This window comes from Pseudomonas sp. C32, assembly GCF_030417915.1.
Lineage (GTDB): Bacteria > Pseudomonadota > Gammaproteobacteria > Pseudomonadales > Pseudomonadaceae > Aquipseudomonas.
Map to the genome: position 1 here is coordinate 119,660 of NZ_JAUHUK010000005.1, position 16,591 is coordinate 136,250.

Sequence of the window (16,591 nt, forward strand, 5' to 3'; positions counted from 1 at the left end):
CATGGAAATGCGCGCAGATCTGCTGATTGTCGGGGCCGGAATGGTAGGCAGCGCCTTGGCGCTGGCATTGCAGGACAGCGGTCTGGAAGTCCTGCTGCTGGACGGCAGCCCGTTGAGCGTCAAGCGTTTCGACGACCAGGCACCGTTTGAACCGCGGGTGAGCGCCTTGTCGGCGGCCAGCCAGCGAATTCTCGAACGCCTGGGCGTGTGGGACGGCATCGTCAAGCGCCGCAGCGCCCCTTACACCGACATGCAGGTCTGGGATGGCAGCGGCACCGGGCAGATCCATTTCTCGGCGGCCAGCGTGCATGCCGACACGCTGGGGCATATCGTCGAGAACCGCGTGGTTCAGGACGCCTTGCTTGACCGTTTGCACGATTGCGACCTGGGGATGCTGGCCAACGCGCGCCTGGAGCAGATGCGCCGCTCCGGCGACGACTGGCTGCTGACCCTGGCCGATGGCCGTACTTTGCGTGCGCCGCTGGTGATTGCGGCGGACGGCGCCAATTCGGCGGTGCGACGCCTGACCGGTGTCGCGACGCGCGAGTGGGATTACCTGCACCACGCGATCGTCACCAGTGTGCGCAGCGCCAAGCCCCATCAATCGACGGCCTGGCAGCGGTTCACCGACACCGGTCCACTGGCGTTTCTGCCGTTGGAGCGGGACGGGCAGCAGGATTGGTGTTCAATTGTCTGGTCGACCACGCCAAGCGAGGCCGAACGCCTGATGGCCATGGACGACGCGGATTTTTGCAAAGCGCTCGAACGCGCCTTCGAAGGCCGGCTCGGCGAAGTCCTCAGTGCCGACCCACGCCTGTGCGTGCCGCTGCGTCAGCGTCATGCCAAGCGTTATGTGGCGCAAGGCCTGGCGCTGATCGGCGACGCGGCCCACACCATTCATCCACTGGCCGGTCAGGGTGTAAACCTTGGGTTTCTCGATGCAGCGGTATTGGCGGAAGTGCTGTTGCAAGCCGCTGCCCGTGGCGAGCGTCTGGCGGACGTGAAGGTCCTCAGCCGCTTTGAGCGTCGGCGCATGCCGCACAACCTGGCGTTGATGGCGGCGATGGAAGGCTTCGAGCGGTTGTTCCAGGCCGATCCGCTGCCGGTGCGCTGGTTGCGCAATACCGGGTTGAAGATGGTTGACCAGATGCCCGAGGCCAAGGCGTTGTTTGTGCGTGAGGCGTTAGGGCTGATCGGCGATTTGCCAGCGCTCGCCAAAGCCTGAGGAGCGTGGTGGATTTACGGTTGTGCAACATCTGGTAACTCCTCCACGAAGTGTTCGATTGAGAAGGCAAATGTGAGTCCTTATCATTTGGCTTCATTTTTCATTCGAGGGACCGCTCCCATGTTGGCACCGAAGCGTCTACTGACCGCAATCGCCCTGACCCTGATCGGCAGCACCGCCGCCCAGGCTGCTGACGAGGTGGTGGTCTACTCCTCGCGTATCGATGAGCTGATCAAGCCGGTCTTCGATGCCTACACCGCGAAAACCGGTGTGAAGGTGAAATTCATCACCGACAAGGAAGCGCCGCTGATGCAGCGGATCAAGGCCGAAGGCGAGAACGCCACGGCCGACCTGCTGCTGACCGTTGATGCCGGTAATCTCTGGCAGGCCGAGCAGATGGGCATCCTCCAGCCGTTCACCTCGAAAACCATCGACACCAACATCCCGCTGCAATACCGCGCCGCTTCCCATGCCTGGACCGGGCTGAGCCTGCGGGCGCGGACCATCGCCTATTCCACTGACCGCGTGAAACCGGGCGAACTGACCACCTACGAAGCGCTGGCCGACAAGAACTGGGAAGGTCGCCTGTGCCTGCGCACGGCGAAGAAGGTCTACAACCAGTCCCTGACCGCCACCATGATCGAAGTGCACGGCGCAGAGAAAACCGAAAAAATCCTCAAGGGCTGGGTCAACAACCTGTCCACCGACGTGTTCTCCGACGACGTAGCGGTGCTGGAGGCGATCAATGCCGGTCAGTGCGACGTCGGCATCGTCAACACCTACTACTACGGCCGCCTGCACAAGCAGAAGCCGGATTTGCCGGTAAAACTGTTCTGGCCGAACCAGGCGGACCGTGGCGTGCACGTCAACCTGTCGGGTATCGGCCTGACCAAGTACGCCCCGCACCCGGAAGCGGCCAAGGCGCTGGTGGAGTGGATGACCACGCCTGAGGCGCAGAAAATCTTTGCCGATGTGAACCAGGAATTCCCGGCCAACCCGGCTGTGCAGCCATCGGCTGAAGTCGCGGCCTGGGGCAAGTTCATTGCTGATACCTTGCCTGTGGAAATCGCCGGCAAGCGCCAGGCCGAAGCGATTCGCCTGATGGATCGCGCTGGCTGGAACTGAGTCGCCCGTTATACTGCGCCCCGCCTATGCGGGGCGTTTTGTTTGTGCGCCCCGCGTTTTGCTCCTGTAGGAGCCGGCTTGCTGGCGAAGGCGTTCTTGCGTGTTGCAGCGATCTTTCGGCCGTCTTCGCTGGCAAGCCAGCTCCTACAAAATCTATCCACTCCCAATTCTGACCATTTCATCGTTTAGAGAGCTTTGTCCTTGGCCCACCCCGCCCAACGCCGCTGGTATCCCCTGGTCTTCGCCATCGCTGCGTTGGTTCTGCTGCCCCTGAGCGTGCTGCTGCTGTCCTGGCAGACCATCGATCAACAGATCTGGTCCCACCTCTGGGACACGCAGATGCCACGGCTGCTGGGCAATACGCTGACCCTGGTGTTGGGCGTCGGTGTGGGTGTGACGCTTCTAGGCGTGAGCCTTGCCTGGCTGACCAGCCTTTGCGAATTCCCCGGTCGACGCTGGCTTGATTGGGCGTTGATGCTGCCGTTCGCCATTCCTGCCTACGTGCTGGCCTTCGTCTTCGTCGGCCTGCTGGATTTCGCCGGGCCGGTGCAGTCCCTGCTACGCGAATGGTTGGGTACGGGGCTGCGTCTGCCGCGTGTGCGCTCCACGGGCGGCGTGATTGTCGTGCTCGTGCTGGTGTTCTATCCCTACGTGTATCTGCTGGCGCGCACCGCGTTCCTCGCCCAGGGCAAAGGCCTGATGGAAGCGGCGCGGGTCCTGGGCCAATCGCCGTGGCAGGCGTTCTGGCGGGTGGCATTGCCGATGGCGCGGCCGGCCATTGGCGCGGGTGTTGCGTTGGCGCTGATGGAAACCCTGGCGGACTTCGGGGCTGTGTCGGTGTTCAACTTCGACACCTTCACCACGGCCATCTACAAGACCTGGTACGGATTCTTCAGCCTGTCTACCGCCGCGCAACTCGCCAGTCTGTTGCTCCTGGTGGTGATGGTCGTGCTGTACGGCGAGCGGCGTGCTCGCGGGGCCAACCGGACGAGCAACGAGCGACCACGGGTCAAGGCGTTGTATCACCTGCGAGGGTTCAAGGCGTTGGCGGCCATGACCTGGTGCGGACTGGTCTTCGCCTGCGCTTTCGTCATTCCGATGCTGCAATTGGTTGTCTGGTTCTGGCAGCGCGGGCGCCTGGATCTTGATGAGCGTTACACCGGGCTGATCGTCCACACCTTGTATCTGGGCGCGATGGCGGCGTTGATTACCGTGTGCGTCGCCCTGGTGCTGGCGTTTGCCCGGCGTCTGGCGCCGACCCAAGGGATTCGGGCCGGGGTCAGCCTGGCCAATCTGGGCTACGCCTTGCCCGGTTCGGTGCTGGCAGTGTCGATCATGCTGGCATTCAGTTACCTGGATCGTGAGCTGGTGATTCCGCTCTCGGGCTGGCTCGGCGGCGCTGGCAAACCGCTGCTGCTCGGCAGCCTGGCGGCGCTCCTGCTGGCGTATCTGGTGCGTTTCATCGCCGTGGCTTACGGGCCGCTGGAAAGCAGTCTGGCGCGTATACGACCGTCTTTGCCCGAAGCGGCACGTAGCCTAGGCGTCAGTGGGCCACGACTTTTTTTCAAAGTGTATCTGCCGTTGTTGCTGCCCGGCACCTTGAGCGCAGCGTTGCTAGTCTTTGTCGATGTGCTCAAGGAAATGCCCGCGACCCTGCTGATGCGCCCGTTTGGCTGGGATACGCTGGCCGTGCGGATCTTTGAAATGACCAGCGAAGGCGAGTGGGCGAGGGCGTCTTTGCCGGCGTTGACCCTCGTGTTGGTCGGGCTGCTACCGGTCATCGGATTGATCCGACGTTCAGCGCATCGAAACACCTAGGTGCCAGTCCTACACCTTGCGGCTACAATGCGCGGCATTCGGTGCGGTCCGTCTGACAGACCAAGTGGCTGAAATCGGCTAAAAGCCTTTAATTCAAAGGGTTCAAGCTGTGCAGCACTTGTCCGCACCTTCGCCACGCCCGGAAGGAGAAACCCATGGGACAGCGTACGCCTCTGTATGACCTTCATCTCGCCCTTGGCGCGAAGATGGTCGATTTTGGCGGTTGGGACATGCCTCTGCATTATGGATCGCAGGTCGAGGAGCACCATCAGGTGCGTCGCGATTGCGGTGTCTTCGATGTATCCCACATGACCGTGATCGATGTCAGCGGCCCCCAGGCCAAAGCCTGGCTCCAGCATTTGCTGGCCAATGATGTCGAGCGCCTGCACAGCCCCGGCCGTGCGTTGTACAGCGCCATGCTCAATGAGCAGGGCGGTATCGTCGACGACATGATCGTCTATCGCCTCGACGAGGGTTATCGCCTGGTGGTCAATGCGTCCACCCGCGATCAGGACATCGCGTGGATGTCAGCCCATCTCGACGGCTTTGACGTGCAGATGAGCGAGCGTTCCGAAATGGCGATGCTGGCCATTCAAGGTCCCCACGCCCGGCAGAAAATTGCCGAACTGGTGAGCCAGTCCCGCAGCAATCTGATCCAGATACTCAAGCCCTTCGAAGGTCAGCCCGACGGTGACTGGTTCATCGCGCGCACCGGTTATACCGGCGAAGACGGGTTGGAGATCGTCCTGCCAGCCGATCAGGCACCCGGATTTTTCAACGATCTGGTCGGTGCCGGGATCTCTCCGATAGGCCTTGGTGCCCGGGATACCTTGCGCGTCGAGGCCGGCATGAACCTTTACGGCCAGGACATTCAGCAAGACATTTCACCCCTGGCCTCGAACATGGCCTGGAGCATCGCCTGGGAACCGGCCAAGCGTCAGTTCATCGGCCGCTCGGCCCTGGAAGCCGAAAAGGCTGCCGGGATCCAGCACAAACTGGTGGGGCTGGTCCTCGAGGAGCGTGGCGTTTTGCGTGCTCATCAGGTGGTTCGTATAGCCGATGTTGGCGAAGGGGAGATCACCAGTGGTAGTTTCTCTCCTACGCTAAGCAAGTCGATTGCACTGGCGCGCGTGCCGATGGCAACTGCCGACCGCGCCGAAGTGGAAATCCGTGGCAAGTGGTACCCGGTCCGGGTGGTCAAACCGACCTTCGTTCGCCACGGCAAAACCTTGATCTAATCTTTTTTGGCGGTTGATGACCGCTGACAATTTCCTGAGGACACAGAACATGAGCAATATCCCTGCCGACCTGCGTTTTGCCGAAAGTCACGAATGGGCACGTCTGGAAGCCGATGGCACCGTCACCGTGGGCATCAGCGATCACGCGCAGGAAGCGCTGGGTGATGTGGTGTTTGTTGAACTGACCGAGGTTGGCAACGTGTTTGCTGCCGGTGATCAGTCGGGTGTCGTTGAGTCGGTTAAAGCCGCATCCGACATCTATTCGCCGATTGCCGGTGAAGTGATCGCGGTCAACGAAGCACTGAGTGGTGAGCCTGAATTGCTCAACTCCGACCCGTACGGAGCGTGGATCTTCAAGATCAAGCCAAGCAATACCGCTGATCTGGACAAGCTGCTCGATGCCGCCGGTTACAAGACCGCCATCGGCGAATAAGCTTCAAGCGTCACCCCAAAGCCCCGACCCGTCGGGGCTTTTTGTTGTCTGGCGATTTTCCCTTGTAGGAGCGAGCTTGCTCGCGATGGATCGTTAACGAAAACGCTACAACCCAGGCCCCCCGCGGCGCGCTCGCTGTCATCGCGAGCAAGCTCGCTCCTACAAGGGTGGCTGCTATGCTGGTTTGACCGTGTTGCATCGACGTTGAGCGCCAGTCAAGAGAGAGCCCGTCATGTCCCAGTTGCCGTCCCTGAGCCAGTTACGCGATCCCAATGCCTTTCTCCGCCGCCACTTGGGCCCCGACGCCGCCGAGCAGCAGGCAATGCTCGACAGTCTGGGTGTTGGCAGCCGGGTTGAATTGATCGAGCAAACCGTGCCGCCCGGCATCCGCCTGAATCGTGCGCTGGATCTGCCCCCGGCACTCGACGAAGAAGCCGCGCTGGCCAAGTTGCGGGGTTACGCCGAACAGAACCAGGTCTGGACCAGCCTGATCGGCATGGGCTACCACGGCACCCTCACGCCGGCCGTCATCCTGCGCAACGTGCTGGAAAACCCAGGCTGGTACACCGCTTACACGCCCTATCAGCCGGAGATTGCCCAAGGTCGCCTCGAAGCGCTGCTGAATTTCCAGCAACTCACCATCGACCTTACCGGTCTGGAGCTGGCCAACGCTTCGTTGCTGGATGAAGCCACCGCAGCGGCGGAAGCCATGGCCCTGGCCAAGCGTGTCGCCAAGTCCAAAAGCAATGTGTTCTTTGTCGATGAAAACTGTCATCCGCAAACCATTTCCGTGGTGCAGACCCGCGCCGAAGGTTTCGGTTTCGAGCTGGTCGTCGACGCTGTGGATAACTTGAAACAGCACCAGGTGTTCGGCGCGTTGTTGCAGTACCCAGATACCCACGGCGAGATCCATGACCTGCGACCGTTGATCGATCACCTGCATGCGCAGCAAGCGATTGCCTGCGTCGCCACGGATTTGTTGAGCCTGCTGTTGCTGACGCCGCCCGGAGAGTTGGGCGCGGACGTGGTGTTCGGTTCATCCCAGCGTTTTGGCGTGCCGATGGGCTATGGCGGACCTCACGCGGCCTTCTTTGCCAGCCGCGACGAATACAAGCGGGCGATTCCGGGGCGGATCATCGGTGTCTCCAAAGATGCGCGCGGCAACATTGCCCTGCGCATGGCCCTGCAAACCCGCGAGCAACATATCCGTCGGGAAAAGGCCAATTCGAACATCTGCACCGCCCAGGTGTTGCTCGCCAATATCGCCAGTTTTTATGCGGTGTATCACGGCCCCGAAGGGCTCAAGCGCATCGCCCAGCGCGTCCATCGCCTGACCTGCATCCTCGCCGAAGGCCTGGCGCGAAACGGCATCAACCGCGTCAATCAACACTTCTTCGACACACTGACGCTCGATGTCGGTGGAGCCCAGACCGCCATCATCGAAAGTGCCCGGGCGGCGCAGATCAACCTGCGTATTCTGGGGCGCGGCCAACTGGGCCTGAGCCTGGATGAGGCCTGCGATGAAACCACCGTCGCCAAACTGTTCGATGTTTTTCTCGGGGCCGATCACGGGCTCAGCATTGAAAATCTGGATGCTGAAGTCTTGCCGGGCGGCATTCCCGAAGAGCTGCTGCGGTCTTCGCCTTATCTGCGTCATCCGGTGTTCAGCGCCCATCACAGCGAAACCGAAATGTTGCGCTACCTCAAACAACTGGAAAACAAGGACCTGGCGCTCAATCAATCGATGATCCCGCTGGGCTCGTGCACCATGAAGCTCAACGCCACCAGCGAGATGATTCCCATCACCTGGCCGCAGTTCGCCAACCTGCACCCGTTTGTGCCGAAAGAGCAGGCCGTGGGTTACACGTTGATGATCGAGGAGCTGGAACGCTGGCTCTGCGCGATCACCGGTTTCGATGCGATCTGCATGCAGCCCAATTCGGGTGCACAAGGCGAGTACGCCGGGCTGCTGGCGATCCGCAAATACCACGAAAGTCGCCAGCAGGGCGGTCGGGATATCTGCCTGATTCCGTCGTCGGCCCACGGCACCAATCCGGCGTCGGCACAAATGGCCGGGATGCGCGTGGTGATCGTCGAATGCGATGAGGCAGGCAACGTCGACCTCGACGATCTGAAGGAAAAAGCTGCCACGGCCTCGGACAAACTGGCTTGCCTGATGGCCACCTATCCTTCGACCCACGGGGTATACGAGGAAGGCATCAGCGAGATTTGCGAAGTGGTCCACCAGCACGGCGGTCAGGTGTACATGGACGGCGCCAACCTAAATGCCCAGGTCGGCCTGGCGCGACCGGCGGACATCGGTGCCGACGTGTCGCACATGAACCTGCACAAAACGTTCTGCATCCCCCACGGCGGTGGCGGCCCAGGCATGGGGCCGATTGGGGTGCGTGCGCATCTGGCGCCGTTCGTGGCCAATCACCCGGTGGTGCCGATCGATGGGCCGCAACCGCAGAACGGTGCGGTCAGCGCTGCGCCTTGGGGCAGTGCGAGCATTTTGCCGATCAGCTGGATGTACATCGCCATGATGGGGCCGCAACTGGCGGACGCCAGTGAAGTGGCGATCCTCGCCGCGAATTACCTGGCGCGGCATTTGGCCGGGGCCTTTCCCGTGCTCTACACCGGGCGCAATGAGCGTGTGGCCCACGAATGCATTCTCGATTTGCGACCGCTCAAGGCGCTGACCGGCATTACCGAAGAGGATGTGGCCAAGCGTTTGATGGACTACGGATTCCATGCGCCGACCATGTCGTTTCCGGTGCCGGGGACGCTGATGGTCGAGCCGACCGAAAGTGAATCGAAGGCCGAACTGGATCGCTTTATCGGCGCCATGCTGAGCATTCGTGCGGAAATCAACGAGGTGCAAAACGGCAACTGGCCGGCCGAAGAAAATCCGTTGAAAGGGGCGCCGCATACCCTCGCCGATATCACCGGTATCTGGGAACGGCCGTACAGCGTCGAACAGGCAATCACCCCGGATGCACACACCAAGGCTCATAAATACTGGCCGGCGGTGAATCGGGTGGACAACGTGTACGGGGACCGGAACCTGTTTTGTGCGTGTGTGCCGGTGGATGATTACCGTTAGGCAGGATCAAAAGATCGCAGCCTTCGGCAGCGCCTACGATTGAGCTGCGATCTGTCAGATATAAAAATGCCGCTCATGTGAGCGGCATTTTTAGTCCGGCAACGAAGCTTACTCCGCAGCAGCCACGGCATTCTTCGCCAGAATCGCGTTCGCCAGCTCCATGTCCGTGGCTTGCAGGCCCGGGTTGTCGGCGCGGACTTCTTGCATGGCGGCTTCCAGGTAAGGCCCGCGGATGCCGCCATCGCTGGCAACGAAGCTGCTGGCGTCATCCTGGGTTGCGACGACCAGCTTTTGATCCTTGGATGTCAGGTAAGACGAACCGGTGGTTGCGCCGGACGTCAGAACGTTCCGCCAAAACGTATCGGCCATTGCCGAACCGACAGGCAGAGACAGCAGAGCGACGGTTGCAACAGCAAGTTTGAAACGCATGAAAAGGTGACTCCAATGGATAAAATCCGCCGTTGGATTGCCTTCCCCCCATCGAGTTCAATCATCGCCTTACCTAAAGTTGTTCGCTCTGGGGCGTCACCCGCAATACCTCTTCAACCGTGGTCAAACCGGCCGCGACCTTTTGCGCCCCCGACAGGCGCAGGCTGCGCATGCCTTCCTTGAACGCTTGCCTTCGCACGGCCAGCAGGTCGGCGTCGGGACGGATCAGCGCTTTCATGCCGTCGCTGAGCTGCATGATTTCGTAGACCCCGGCGCGGCCGTGATAACCGGTATCGCGACACTCCGCACAACCCACAGCGCGTTGGGCATTGATCGGCAATGGCGCTTGCCAGGGGCGGGTCAGGGTTTGCCAGTCGTCGTCCCCCAGTGTTATCGGCGCCTTGCAGTGCGGGCACAGGGTTCGCACCAGACGCTGGGCCATGACGCCGAGCACGGTGGCCTTGATCAGGTAATGCGGCACGCCGAGTTCAAGCAAGCGGCTGATGGCGCTGGGGGCATCGTTGGTGTGCAGCGTCGACAGCACGAGGTGGCCGGTGAGCGCGGCCTGGATTGCCATTTCCGCCGTCTCCAGATCGCGGATTTCGCCAATCATGATGATGTCCGGGTCTTGCCGCATCAGCGCCCGCACACCGGCGGCGAAGGTCAGGTCAATGTTGTGCTGGACCTGCATCTGGTTGAACGACGGCTCGACCATTTCAATCGGGTCTTCGATGGTGCAGAGGTTGACCTCCGGCGTCGCCAGTTTTTTCAGCGTGGTGTAGAGGGTGGTGGTCTTGCCCGAACCGGTCGGGCCGGTGACCAGGATGATGCCGTTGGGCTGGCGAGTCATGTCCTGCCAGCGGCGCAGGTCATCGGCAGAAAAGCCCAACTGATCGAAGTCCTTGAGCAGCACCTCGGGGTCGAAAATCCGCATGACCATTTTTTCGCCAAAGGCCGTCGGGAGCGTGGACAGGCGCAACTCGACCTCGCCGCCGACCGGTGTCTTGGTTTTCACCCGGCCGTCCTGAGGTTTGCGTTTTTCCGCGACGTTCATGCGGCCAAGGCTCTTCAGGCGACTGACAATCGCCATGGTGACCTGTGGTGGGAATTGATAGACGTTGTGCAACACGCCGTCGATGCGAAACCGCACGGTGCCCTGTTCGCGTCGAGGTTCGATATGGATATCGCTGGCGCGTTGCTGGAACGCGTACTGGAACAGCCAGTCGACGATGTTGACGATGTGTGCGTCGTTGGCATCCGGCTCCTGGTCGCTGGCGCCGAGGTTGAGCAACTGCTCGAAGTTGCCCAGCGTGTTGACCTGCTGATCGGCGTTGTTCGCCCCGGTGACCGATTTGGCCAAGCGGAAGAATTCGACGCTGAAACGCTGGATGTCCACCGGGTTGGCCACCACGCGCTTGATCGGCAGCTTGAGCACGTGGGTCAAGTCGGCTTCCCAACCGCTGACGTAAGGCTGGGCGCTGGCCACTGTCACCGCGTCACGGTCGATGGCGACGGCGAGGATCTTGTGGCGTTGGGCGAAGGCGTAGGACATCAGCGGCGTCACGGCCGCGACGTTGATTTTCAGCGGGTCGATGCGCAGGTAAGGCTGGCCGGCCTGCCGGGACAGCCACAGGGTGAGGCTTTCGAGGTCCAGGCGTTTGCCTGGCCTGCTCAGGTCGTCCAGATGCTGATCGGCAATAAACTCCAGCGGATGCACCTGGCCATGGGCGGCGTGACGGCGTCGGGCATTGAGCGCGTGCTCGGCCGAGTCCTGGCTGATCAAGCCTTGGGCGACCAGTTCACGCAGTACCTCATTGAGATCCAGCCAGCGGTCCTGAATGGCGAGTTGAACGGACATGCGGACTCCTTTTGAACAAGTCCGCAAAGGATAGCCGTGGCATTGCAGACCGCTGGGCCACTACCCGACGAAGCCGTGTCAGGGTTTTTCAGCCCGCCGCCTGAGCCGCTTCGCCCCAGGCAGAATCAGCCGCTTGCAGCTCGACCGAGCAAACGCTGATCAGGTTACGAAGTTTTTCAGCAATCACTTGGGCGCGGTGCCAGCTCAATCCGTCCATGACGATGTCGATGACCAGCAGGTCGTCCTGGCGATGCACATTGACCTGATCCGGCGTCAGGAACTGCAAAGCGAACAGGTTGAGCGCTCGACACAAAAGATCCGGTTCGGCTTCGGCGAGCATTTGGTAGTGCACACGGCAGTGGGCATTGCTGACATGCCAGACATCGGCGCGGGTGGGCGGGGTGTTCACGGCTTCTAAATGCGGCATGGTCGGGCTCCAGAGTCATTGGAGAAATTTTTACATCCGTTACCGGGTATTTCTTGTCTAAGATGGGGCGTATAGCGGCTTTGTTGAATCATGCAATGCGCAAATTGCTCACTTAAGGGTTTATTCATGCAGATCGAGCTGGACAGTTATGACCGCAAGATACTCGCGCTGCTGCAAGAGGACGCTTCGCTGTCCAGTGCGCAGATCGCCGAACAGGTCGGCCTGTCGCAATCCCCGTGCTGGCGACGGATTCAGCGGATGAAAGAGGAGGGGATCATTCGGGCCCAAGTGACCTTGCTCGACCGCAAGAAAATCGGTCTGAACACGCAGATCTTCGCCGAAGTAAAACTCAACGCCCACGGCCGCTCGAATTTCACGGAGTTCACCGACGCGATTCGCGGCTTTCCGGAAGTGCTGGAATGTTATGTGCTGATGGGGGCGGTGGATTTCTTGCTGCGGATTGTCACGGCGGACATCGAGGCGTACGAGCGTTTCTTCTTCGAGAAACTGTCGATGGTGCCCGGGATTCAGGAAGTGAACTCGATCGTGGCGTTATCGGAGATCAAGTCGACGACGAGTTTGCCGGTCTGAAATGCTGCGGTAATTGTGCGGCCCCATCGCCAGCAGGCTGGCTCCCACCTTGGTTTTGTGTACGTCACAAATCCCCTGTGGGAGCCAGCCTGCTGGCGATGGCGGTATTACATGCGCAACAGCATTTTCCACGCACGGTTCTGATACACCGCAATCGCCTGCTGTTTACGCGCGTCCAGCACTTCGTCGGTGATCGATTCGTTCGCCAACTGCGCCAGTTTGTTCAGCTCACCGTACAGGCGATCCATTTCCGGGATCTCCAGCACGTTGCGCGCATGGTGCAGCCAGACCTGGATGCGTTCGATGCGCGGCAGTTGCTCGGCCAGGTCTTCCGGCTGTTGCTGATAACGCTGCAATTGCAACGAAGTGGCTTCCTCGCCCAGCAGGCGCGGCAACCAGCTGCCCAATTGCGCAGCGCCCTGGCGATTGCCACGGGTGTTGCGCTCGGCAGCCCAGGTGCGGGCCAGCAACCAGCGCGACGTGGTCAGGGAGAACAGGCCCCAGCGCGGGTCTTCGAGTTCTTCGAGGAACTGCTCCGGCGCGGCTTTGCGCACGTCTTCATCGTCCAGGCCGGCCTGAACCAACGGGCGCCAGTCTTCCAGCAAAGCGTCGAGCGCGACACGCAGGTCGTGGGTCGATTGACGCGGGGCTGCCTGACCGAGACTGCTGATCAGTGCGCGCATTTCAGCAAGGCACTCGACCCAGTCCTGCAACAGGCGCCAGTGACCATTGAAGCGATACTGTTCGGCCAGACGCTGGCTGCTGCTCAGCAAATGCCAGCTCAGCGCGGCGAAAGCATCGTCCAGCGGTGTTTCGGCCGTGATCTGCGGTGCCGGCAGGCTCAACGAGTAGCTGTGGGCGTCATACAAGCGATAACCGCGTTCGGCCTTGCTGATGTCGCACGGCATCAACGCCAGTTTTTCAGCCAGCTCGGCGGCCAGTTCCAGCAGCGCGGCAGGATCGCCTTCGCGCAATTCCAGCTCCAGCTCGCAGATTTCTTCTTTCTGTTTGCCGACGACGACGTGACCCAGGTCCAGCGCGGCTTCGATGACCACTTTGGTTTTGCCACGGCCCCAGGCGATTTCAGCGTATTCGCGGACGAAATCGGTGGTGAAGATCGGCTTCAGGGTTTTCTTGTCCAGTTCGGCCAGTTCCTCGGGCCAGCATTCGCCGTCGAGTTTTTTCACGTCGAGCTTGGCTTTGGGCAGGGGCCAGTTGTATTCATTACGCTCGGACAAACCGGCGACGCTCTGGCCGCGGGTCTTGAGGGTCTGAATCACTTCCTCGCCATCCTTGCGCAGGCGCAGGGCGACTTTGGCCCGGGCCAGATCGCGCTCAGGCGTGTCGAAGTACTGGTTCATCAATTCACGGCGTTCCCAGCCACTTTTGTTGCGTTTTTTCAGTAACGGGTGCTCGCGCAGGGCGGCGAGGGTTTCGCGGCTGACGCGGAGTTTGATTTCGGTTTCTTTCTGCATGGCCGGAAAATCCAGGATCGGGAGCGCAGCCGGGGAATATGTGGCTGCCAAGGTCGTGCAGTGTACAGGACTCAACCTTCCTACGCCGTGCAACGGTTTATTCCTGTCGCCGGATAGCTCTATGATGGACTTCAATCCGCGAGTCGGGAGTCAGCGATGCCATTGCCGTCCATGAAAGATCAGTTCGCTGCACTGATCGCTGCACCGTCCGTCAGCTGTACTCAAGCGAGCCTCGATCAAACCAACCGCCCGGTGATCGACCTGCTGGCCGCATGGCTCGGAGACCTGGGTTTTGCCTGCGACATCCAACAAGTCAGCCCTGGCAAATTCAATCTGCTGGCCAGTTTTGGCTCAGGTCCCGGCGGGCTCGTGCTGGCCGGTCACAGTGACACCGTGCCGTTCGATGGCGCGTTGTGGCAGACCGATCCTCTGAAACTGACCGAAGTCGACGGTCGCTGGGTCGGCCTGGGCAGCTGCGACATGAAGGGCTTTTTCGCCCTGGCCATCGAAGCCGTCAGACCACTGCTCGATCAACCGTTCAAGCAACCGCTGCTGATCCTCGCTACCTGCGATGAAGAAAGTTCGATGTCCGGCGCCCGTGCGTTGGCGGCAGCGGGGCGGCCGCTGGGGCGTGCTGCGGTGATCGGCGAGCCGACCGGGCTCAAGCCGATCCGCATGCACAAAGGCATCATGATGGAGCGCATCGACATCCTCGGGCAGAGCGGCCATTCCTCGGACCCGCGCCTGGGTCACAGCGCCCTGGAAGCCATGCACGATGCCATCGGCGAACTGCGTGGCCTGCGCCTGTTGTGGCAGCGTGAATTTCGCAATCCACAGTTCGGCGTGCCGATGCCCACGATGAATTTCGGCTGCATCCATGGCGGCGACAATCCCAACCGCATCTGCGGCCAGTGTTCGCTCGAGTTTGACCTGCGTCCGTTGCCCGGCATGGACCCCAAGGTCTTGCGTGCCGAGATCCTGCAGAAGCTCAACCCGGTTGCCGAGCGGCATCAGGTGAAGATCACCTACGCGCCGCTGTTCCCCGACGTGCCGTCCTTCGAGCAGGCCGAAGACGCGGAACTGGTACGAATCGCCGAAAAGCTCACCGGCCACAGCGCCGAAGCAGTGGCGTTCGGCACCGAAGCGCCTTATCTTCAGCGTCTTGGCTGCGAAACACTGGTGCTCGGCCCTGGCGATATCGCCTGCGCCCACCAGCCGGGGGAATACCTCGAAATGTCACGTTTGCAGCCTACGGTGCATCTATTACGTCAACTGATCGAACATTACTGCCTGACACCGGCCCAAACGCAACACAACCTGTAGGAGCCGGCTTGCTGGCGATGAACTATTACGCGGTTCATCTGCCGGATCGCAGCGCTTGCATCGCCAGCAAGCCGGCTCCTACAGGTTTCATGTATAAATTGCCGATGTTGAAACCCGTATTCATGAGGAGAGCGCGCGTGTTGCCAAGCCTGTTCCGACGATAACCATCAGCCCGTTGTGCGTTTTTCTGTTTCGCCCTTTTTTCGGCTGCTATTTATTACAGGCCCTGGTTCATGCCCGAATACGTTAATTGGCTTCGTCACGCTTCGCCCTACATCAACGCCCACCGCGATTGCACCTTTGTCGTCATGCTGCCCGGCGACGGCGTTGAACACCCGAATTTCGGCAATATCGTCCACGACCTGGTGCTGTTGCACAGCCTGGGCGTGCGATTGGTGCTGGTCCACGGCTCGCGCCCGCAAATCGAATCCCGCCTCGCCGCTCGCGGTCTGACCCCGCATTACCACCACGGCATGCGCATCACTGATGCGGCAACCCTGGAGTGCGTGATCGATGCCGTCGGCCAATTGCGCATCGCCATTGAGGCGCGCCTGTCGATGGACATGGCCTCGTCGCCGATGCAGGGCTCGCGCTTGCGGGTCGCCAGCGGCAACCTGGTGACGGCACGGCCGATCGGCGTACTCGAAGGCGTCGACTACCACCACACCGGCGAAGTGCGCCGGGTCGATCGCAAGGGCATCAACCGTCTGCTGGACGAGCGCTCCATCGTGCTGCTGTCGCCGTTGGGCTACTCGCCGACCGGTGAGATTTTCAACCTGGCCTGTGAAGACGTCGCCACGCGGGCGGCCATCGAGTTGGGCGCGGACAAGCTGCTGCTGTTTGGCGCCGAACTGGGTTTGATCGACGAAAACGGACGTCTGGTGCGTGAGTTGCGTCCGCAGCAGGTGCCGGCGCATTTGCAGCGCCTGGGCAGTAACTATCAGGCAGAACTGTTGGATGCCGCTGCCGAAGCTTGCCGTGGCGGCGTGGCCCGTAGTCATATCGTCAGCTATGCCGAGAACGGCGCATTGCTGACCGAACTGTTCACCCGTGACGGCGGCGGTACGCTGGTGGCGCAGGAGCAGTTTGAAGTGGTGCGCGAAGCGGCCATCGAAGACGTCGGCGGATTGCTCGACTTGATCAGCCCGCTGGAAGAGCAGGGGATTCTGGTGCGCCGTTCCCGTGAAGTGCTGGAGCGCGAGATCGAGCAGTTCAGCGTGGTCGAGCGTGAAGGCATGATCATCGCGTGTGCGGCGCTGTATCAGATTGCCGATTCGGATGCCGGTGAGCTGGCGTGCCTGGCGGTGAATCCGGAGTATCGCCATGGCGGTCGCGGCGATGAATTGCTGGAGCGCATCGAGACCCGCGCCCGGGCTCAGGGTTTGAAAACCTTGTTCGTGCTCACCACCCGCACCGCTCACTGGTTCCGCGAACGTGGTTTTGTGCCGAGCAGCGTTGATCGCCTGCCATCGGCGCGAGCGTCGCTGTACAACTATCAGCGTAACTCGAAGATCTTCGAAAAAGCCCTTTGACCGAATAGCCC

13 protein-coding genes are annotated in these 16,591 nt (G+C 61.0%); 9 read left to right on the top strand and 4 right to left on the bottom strand.

Features of this window, described 5'->3' with window-relative positions:
• Positions 1-7: 7 nt before the first annotated feature.
• The 6 genes from QYH43_RS07630 (at position 8) to gcvP (ending at position 8,945) form a co-directional block, all read left to right on the top strand.
• Complete coding sequence (locus QYH43_RS07630; protein ID WP_301156885.1) at positions 8-1,225, top strand: 2-octaprenyl-3-methyl-6-methoxy-1,4-benzoquinol hydroxylase; 1,218 nt, start codon at positions 8-10, stop codon at positions 1,223-1,225.
• Positions 1,226-1,345: 120 nt separating this feature from the next.
• Positions 1,346-2,350: an extracellular solute-binding protein gene (locus QYH43_RS07635; protein ID WP_053163697.1), complete on the top strand. Its 1,005-nt coding sequence runs from the start codon at positions 1,346-1,348 to the stop codon at positions 2,348-2,350.
• Positions 2,351-2,551: 201 nt separating this feature from the next.
• Positions 2,552-4,168 carry an iron ABC transporter permease gene (locus QYH43_RS07640; RefSeq protein ID WP_095057535.1) on the top strand — a complete coding sequence of 539 codons (1,617 nt, stop codon included), beginning with the start codon at positions 2,552-2,554 and terminating at the stop codon, positions 4,166-4,168.
• A gap of 155 nt (positions 4,169-4,323) precedes the next feature.
• Positions 4,324-5,406 carry a glycine cleavage system aminomethyltransferase GcvT gene (gene gcvT / locus QYH43_RS07645; RefSeq protein WP_301156770.1) on the top strand — a complete coding sequence of 361 codons (1,083 nt, stop codon included), beginning with the start codon at positions 4,324-4,326 and terminating at the stop codon, positions 5,404-5,406.
• A gap of 49 nt (positions 5,407-5,455) precedes the next feature.
• Positions 5,456-5,839, top strand: coding sequence for a glycine cleavage system protein GcvH (gene gcvH, locus QYH43_RS07650; protein WP_301156772.1), 384 nt, complete (start codon positions 5,456-5,458; stop codon positions 5,837-5,839).
• Between the two features lie 232 nt (positions 5,840-6,071).
• A complete protein-coding gene (gene gcvP, locus QYH43_RS07655) occupies positions 6,072-8,945 on the top strand; it encodes an aminomethyl-transferring glycine dehydrogenase (RefSeq protein ID WP_301156773.1) in 2,874 nt (957 codons plus the stop codon).
• A 108-nt stretch (positions 8,946-9,053) separates the two neighbouring features.
• Here gcvP and QYH43_RS07660 read toward each other — a convergent pair whose 3' ends face one another.
• From QYH43_RS07660 to QYH43_RS07670, 3 genes are all read right to left on the bottom strand, one after another.
• A complete protein-coding gene (locus tag QYH43_RS07660) occupies positions 9,054-9,374 on the bottom strand; it encodes a DUF2388 domain-containing protein (protein WP_095057531.1) in 321 nt (106 codons plus the stop codon).
• Positions 9,375-9,447: 73 nt separating this feature from the next.
• Positions 9,448-11,232 (bottom strand): GspE/PulE family protein, encoded by a 1,785-nt coding sequence (locus tag QYH43_RS07665; protein ID WP_301156774.1) that lies wholly within the window; start codon positions 11,230-11,232, stop codon positions 9,448-9,450.
• Between the two features lie 88 nt (positions 11,233-11,320).
• Positions 11,321-11,659: a hypothetical protein gene (locus tag QYH43_RS07670; RefSeq protein WP_301156775.1), complete on the bottom strand. Its 339-nt coding sequence runs from the start codon at positions 11,657-11,659 to the stop codon at positions 11,321-11,323.
• 126 nt (positions 11,660-11,785) lie between these two features.
• Between QYH43_RS07670 and QYH43_RS07675 the strand changes: the two genes are divergently transcribed.
• Positions 11,786-12,250, top strand: coding sequence for an Lrp/AsnC family transcriptional regulator (locus QYH43_RS07675; protein ID WP_095057528.1), 465 nt, complete (start codon positions 11,786-11,788; stop codon positions 12,248-12,250).
• Between the two features lie 107 nt (positions 12,251-12,357).
• Here QYH43_RS07675 and QYH43_RS07680 read toward each other — a convergent pair whose 3' ends face one another.
• Entirely contained in the window at positions 12,358-13,725 is a 1,368-nt protein-coding gene (locus QYH43_RS07680) for a CYTH domain-containing protein (protein WP_095057527.1), read from the bottom strand.
• 156 nt (positions 13,726-13,881) lie between these two features.
• Between QYH43_RS07680 and argE the strand changes: the two genes are divergently transcribed.
• Together argE and argA are read left to right on the top strand one after the other, a co-directional pair.
• The gene (argE, locus tag QYH43_RS07685; RefSeq protein ID WP_301156777.1) at positions 13,882-15,048 is read left to right on the top strand and encodes an acetylornithine deacetylase; all 1,167 of its coding nucleotides are present in this window, start codon (positions 13,882-13,884) and stop codon (positions 15,046-15,048) included.
• 233 nt (positions 15,049-15,281) lie between these two features.
• On the top strand, positions 15,282-16,580 hold the full coding sequence (argA, locus tag QYH43_RS07690; protein WP_095057525.1) for an amino-acid N-acetyltransferase: 1,299 nt from the start codon (positions 15,282-15,284) through the stop codon (positions 16,578-16,580).
• Positions 16,581-16,591: the final 11 nt, after the last annotated feature.

Bases quoted from the DNA above. Each gene is read 5' to 3' on its own strand.
- argE (WP_301156777.1), top strand. From the start codon at position 13,882: ATGCCATTGCCGTCCATGAAAGATCAGTTCGCTGCACTGATCGCTGCA.
- gcvT (WP_301156770.1), top strand. From the start codon at position 4,324: ATGGGACAGCGTACGCCTCTGTATGACCTTCATCTCGCCCTTGGCGCG.
- QYH43_RS07630 (WP_301156885.1), top strand. From the start codon at position 8: ATGCGCGCAGATCTGCTGATTGTCGGGGCCGGAATGGTAGGCAGCGCC.
- QYH43_RS07670 (WP_301156775.1), bottom strand. From the start codon at position 11,659: ATGCCGCATTTAGAAGCCGTGAACACCCCGCCCACCCGCGCCGATGTC.
- gcvP (WP_301156773.1), top strand. From the start codon at position 6,072: ATGTCCCAGTTGCCGTCCCTGAGCCAGTTACGCGATCCCAATGCCTTT.
- QYH43_RS07675 (WP_095057528.1), top strand. From the start codon at position 11,786: ATGCAGATCGAGCTGGACAGTTATGACCGCAAGATACTCGCGCTGCTG.
- QYH43_RS07680 (WP_095057527.1), bottom strand. From the start codon at position 13,725: ATGCAGAAAGAAACCGAAATCAAACTCCGCGTCAGCCGCGAAACCCTC.
- QYH43_RS07635 (WP_053163697.1), top strand. From the start codon at position 1,346: ATGTTGGCACCGAAGCGTCTACTGACCGCAATCGCCCTGACCCTGATC.
- QYH43_RS07665 (WP_301156774.1), bottom strand. From the start codon at position 11,232: ATGTCCGTTCAACTCGCCATTCAGGACCGCTGGCTGGATCTCAATGAG.
- gcvH (WP_301156772.1), top strand. From the start codon at position 5,456: ATGAGCAATATCCCTGCCGACCTGCGTTTTGCCGAAAGTCACGAATGG.
- QYH43_RS07660 (WP_095057531.1), bottom strand. From the start codon at position 9,374: ATGCGTTTCAAACTTGCTGTTGCAACCGTCGCTCTGCTGTCTCTGCCT.
- argA (WP_095057525.1), top strand. From the start codon at position 15,282: ATGCCCGAATACGTTAATTGGCTTCGTCACGCTTCGCCCTACATCAAC.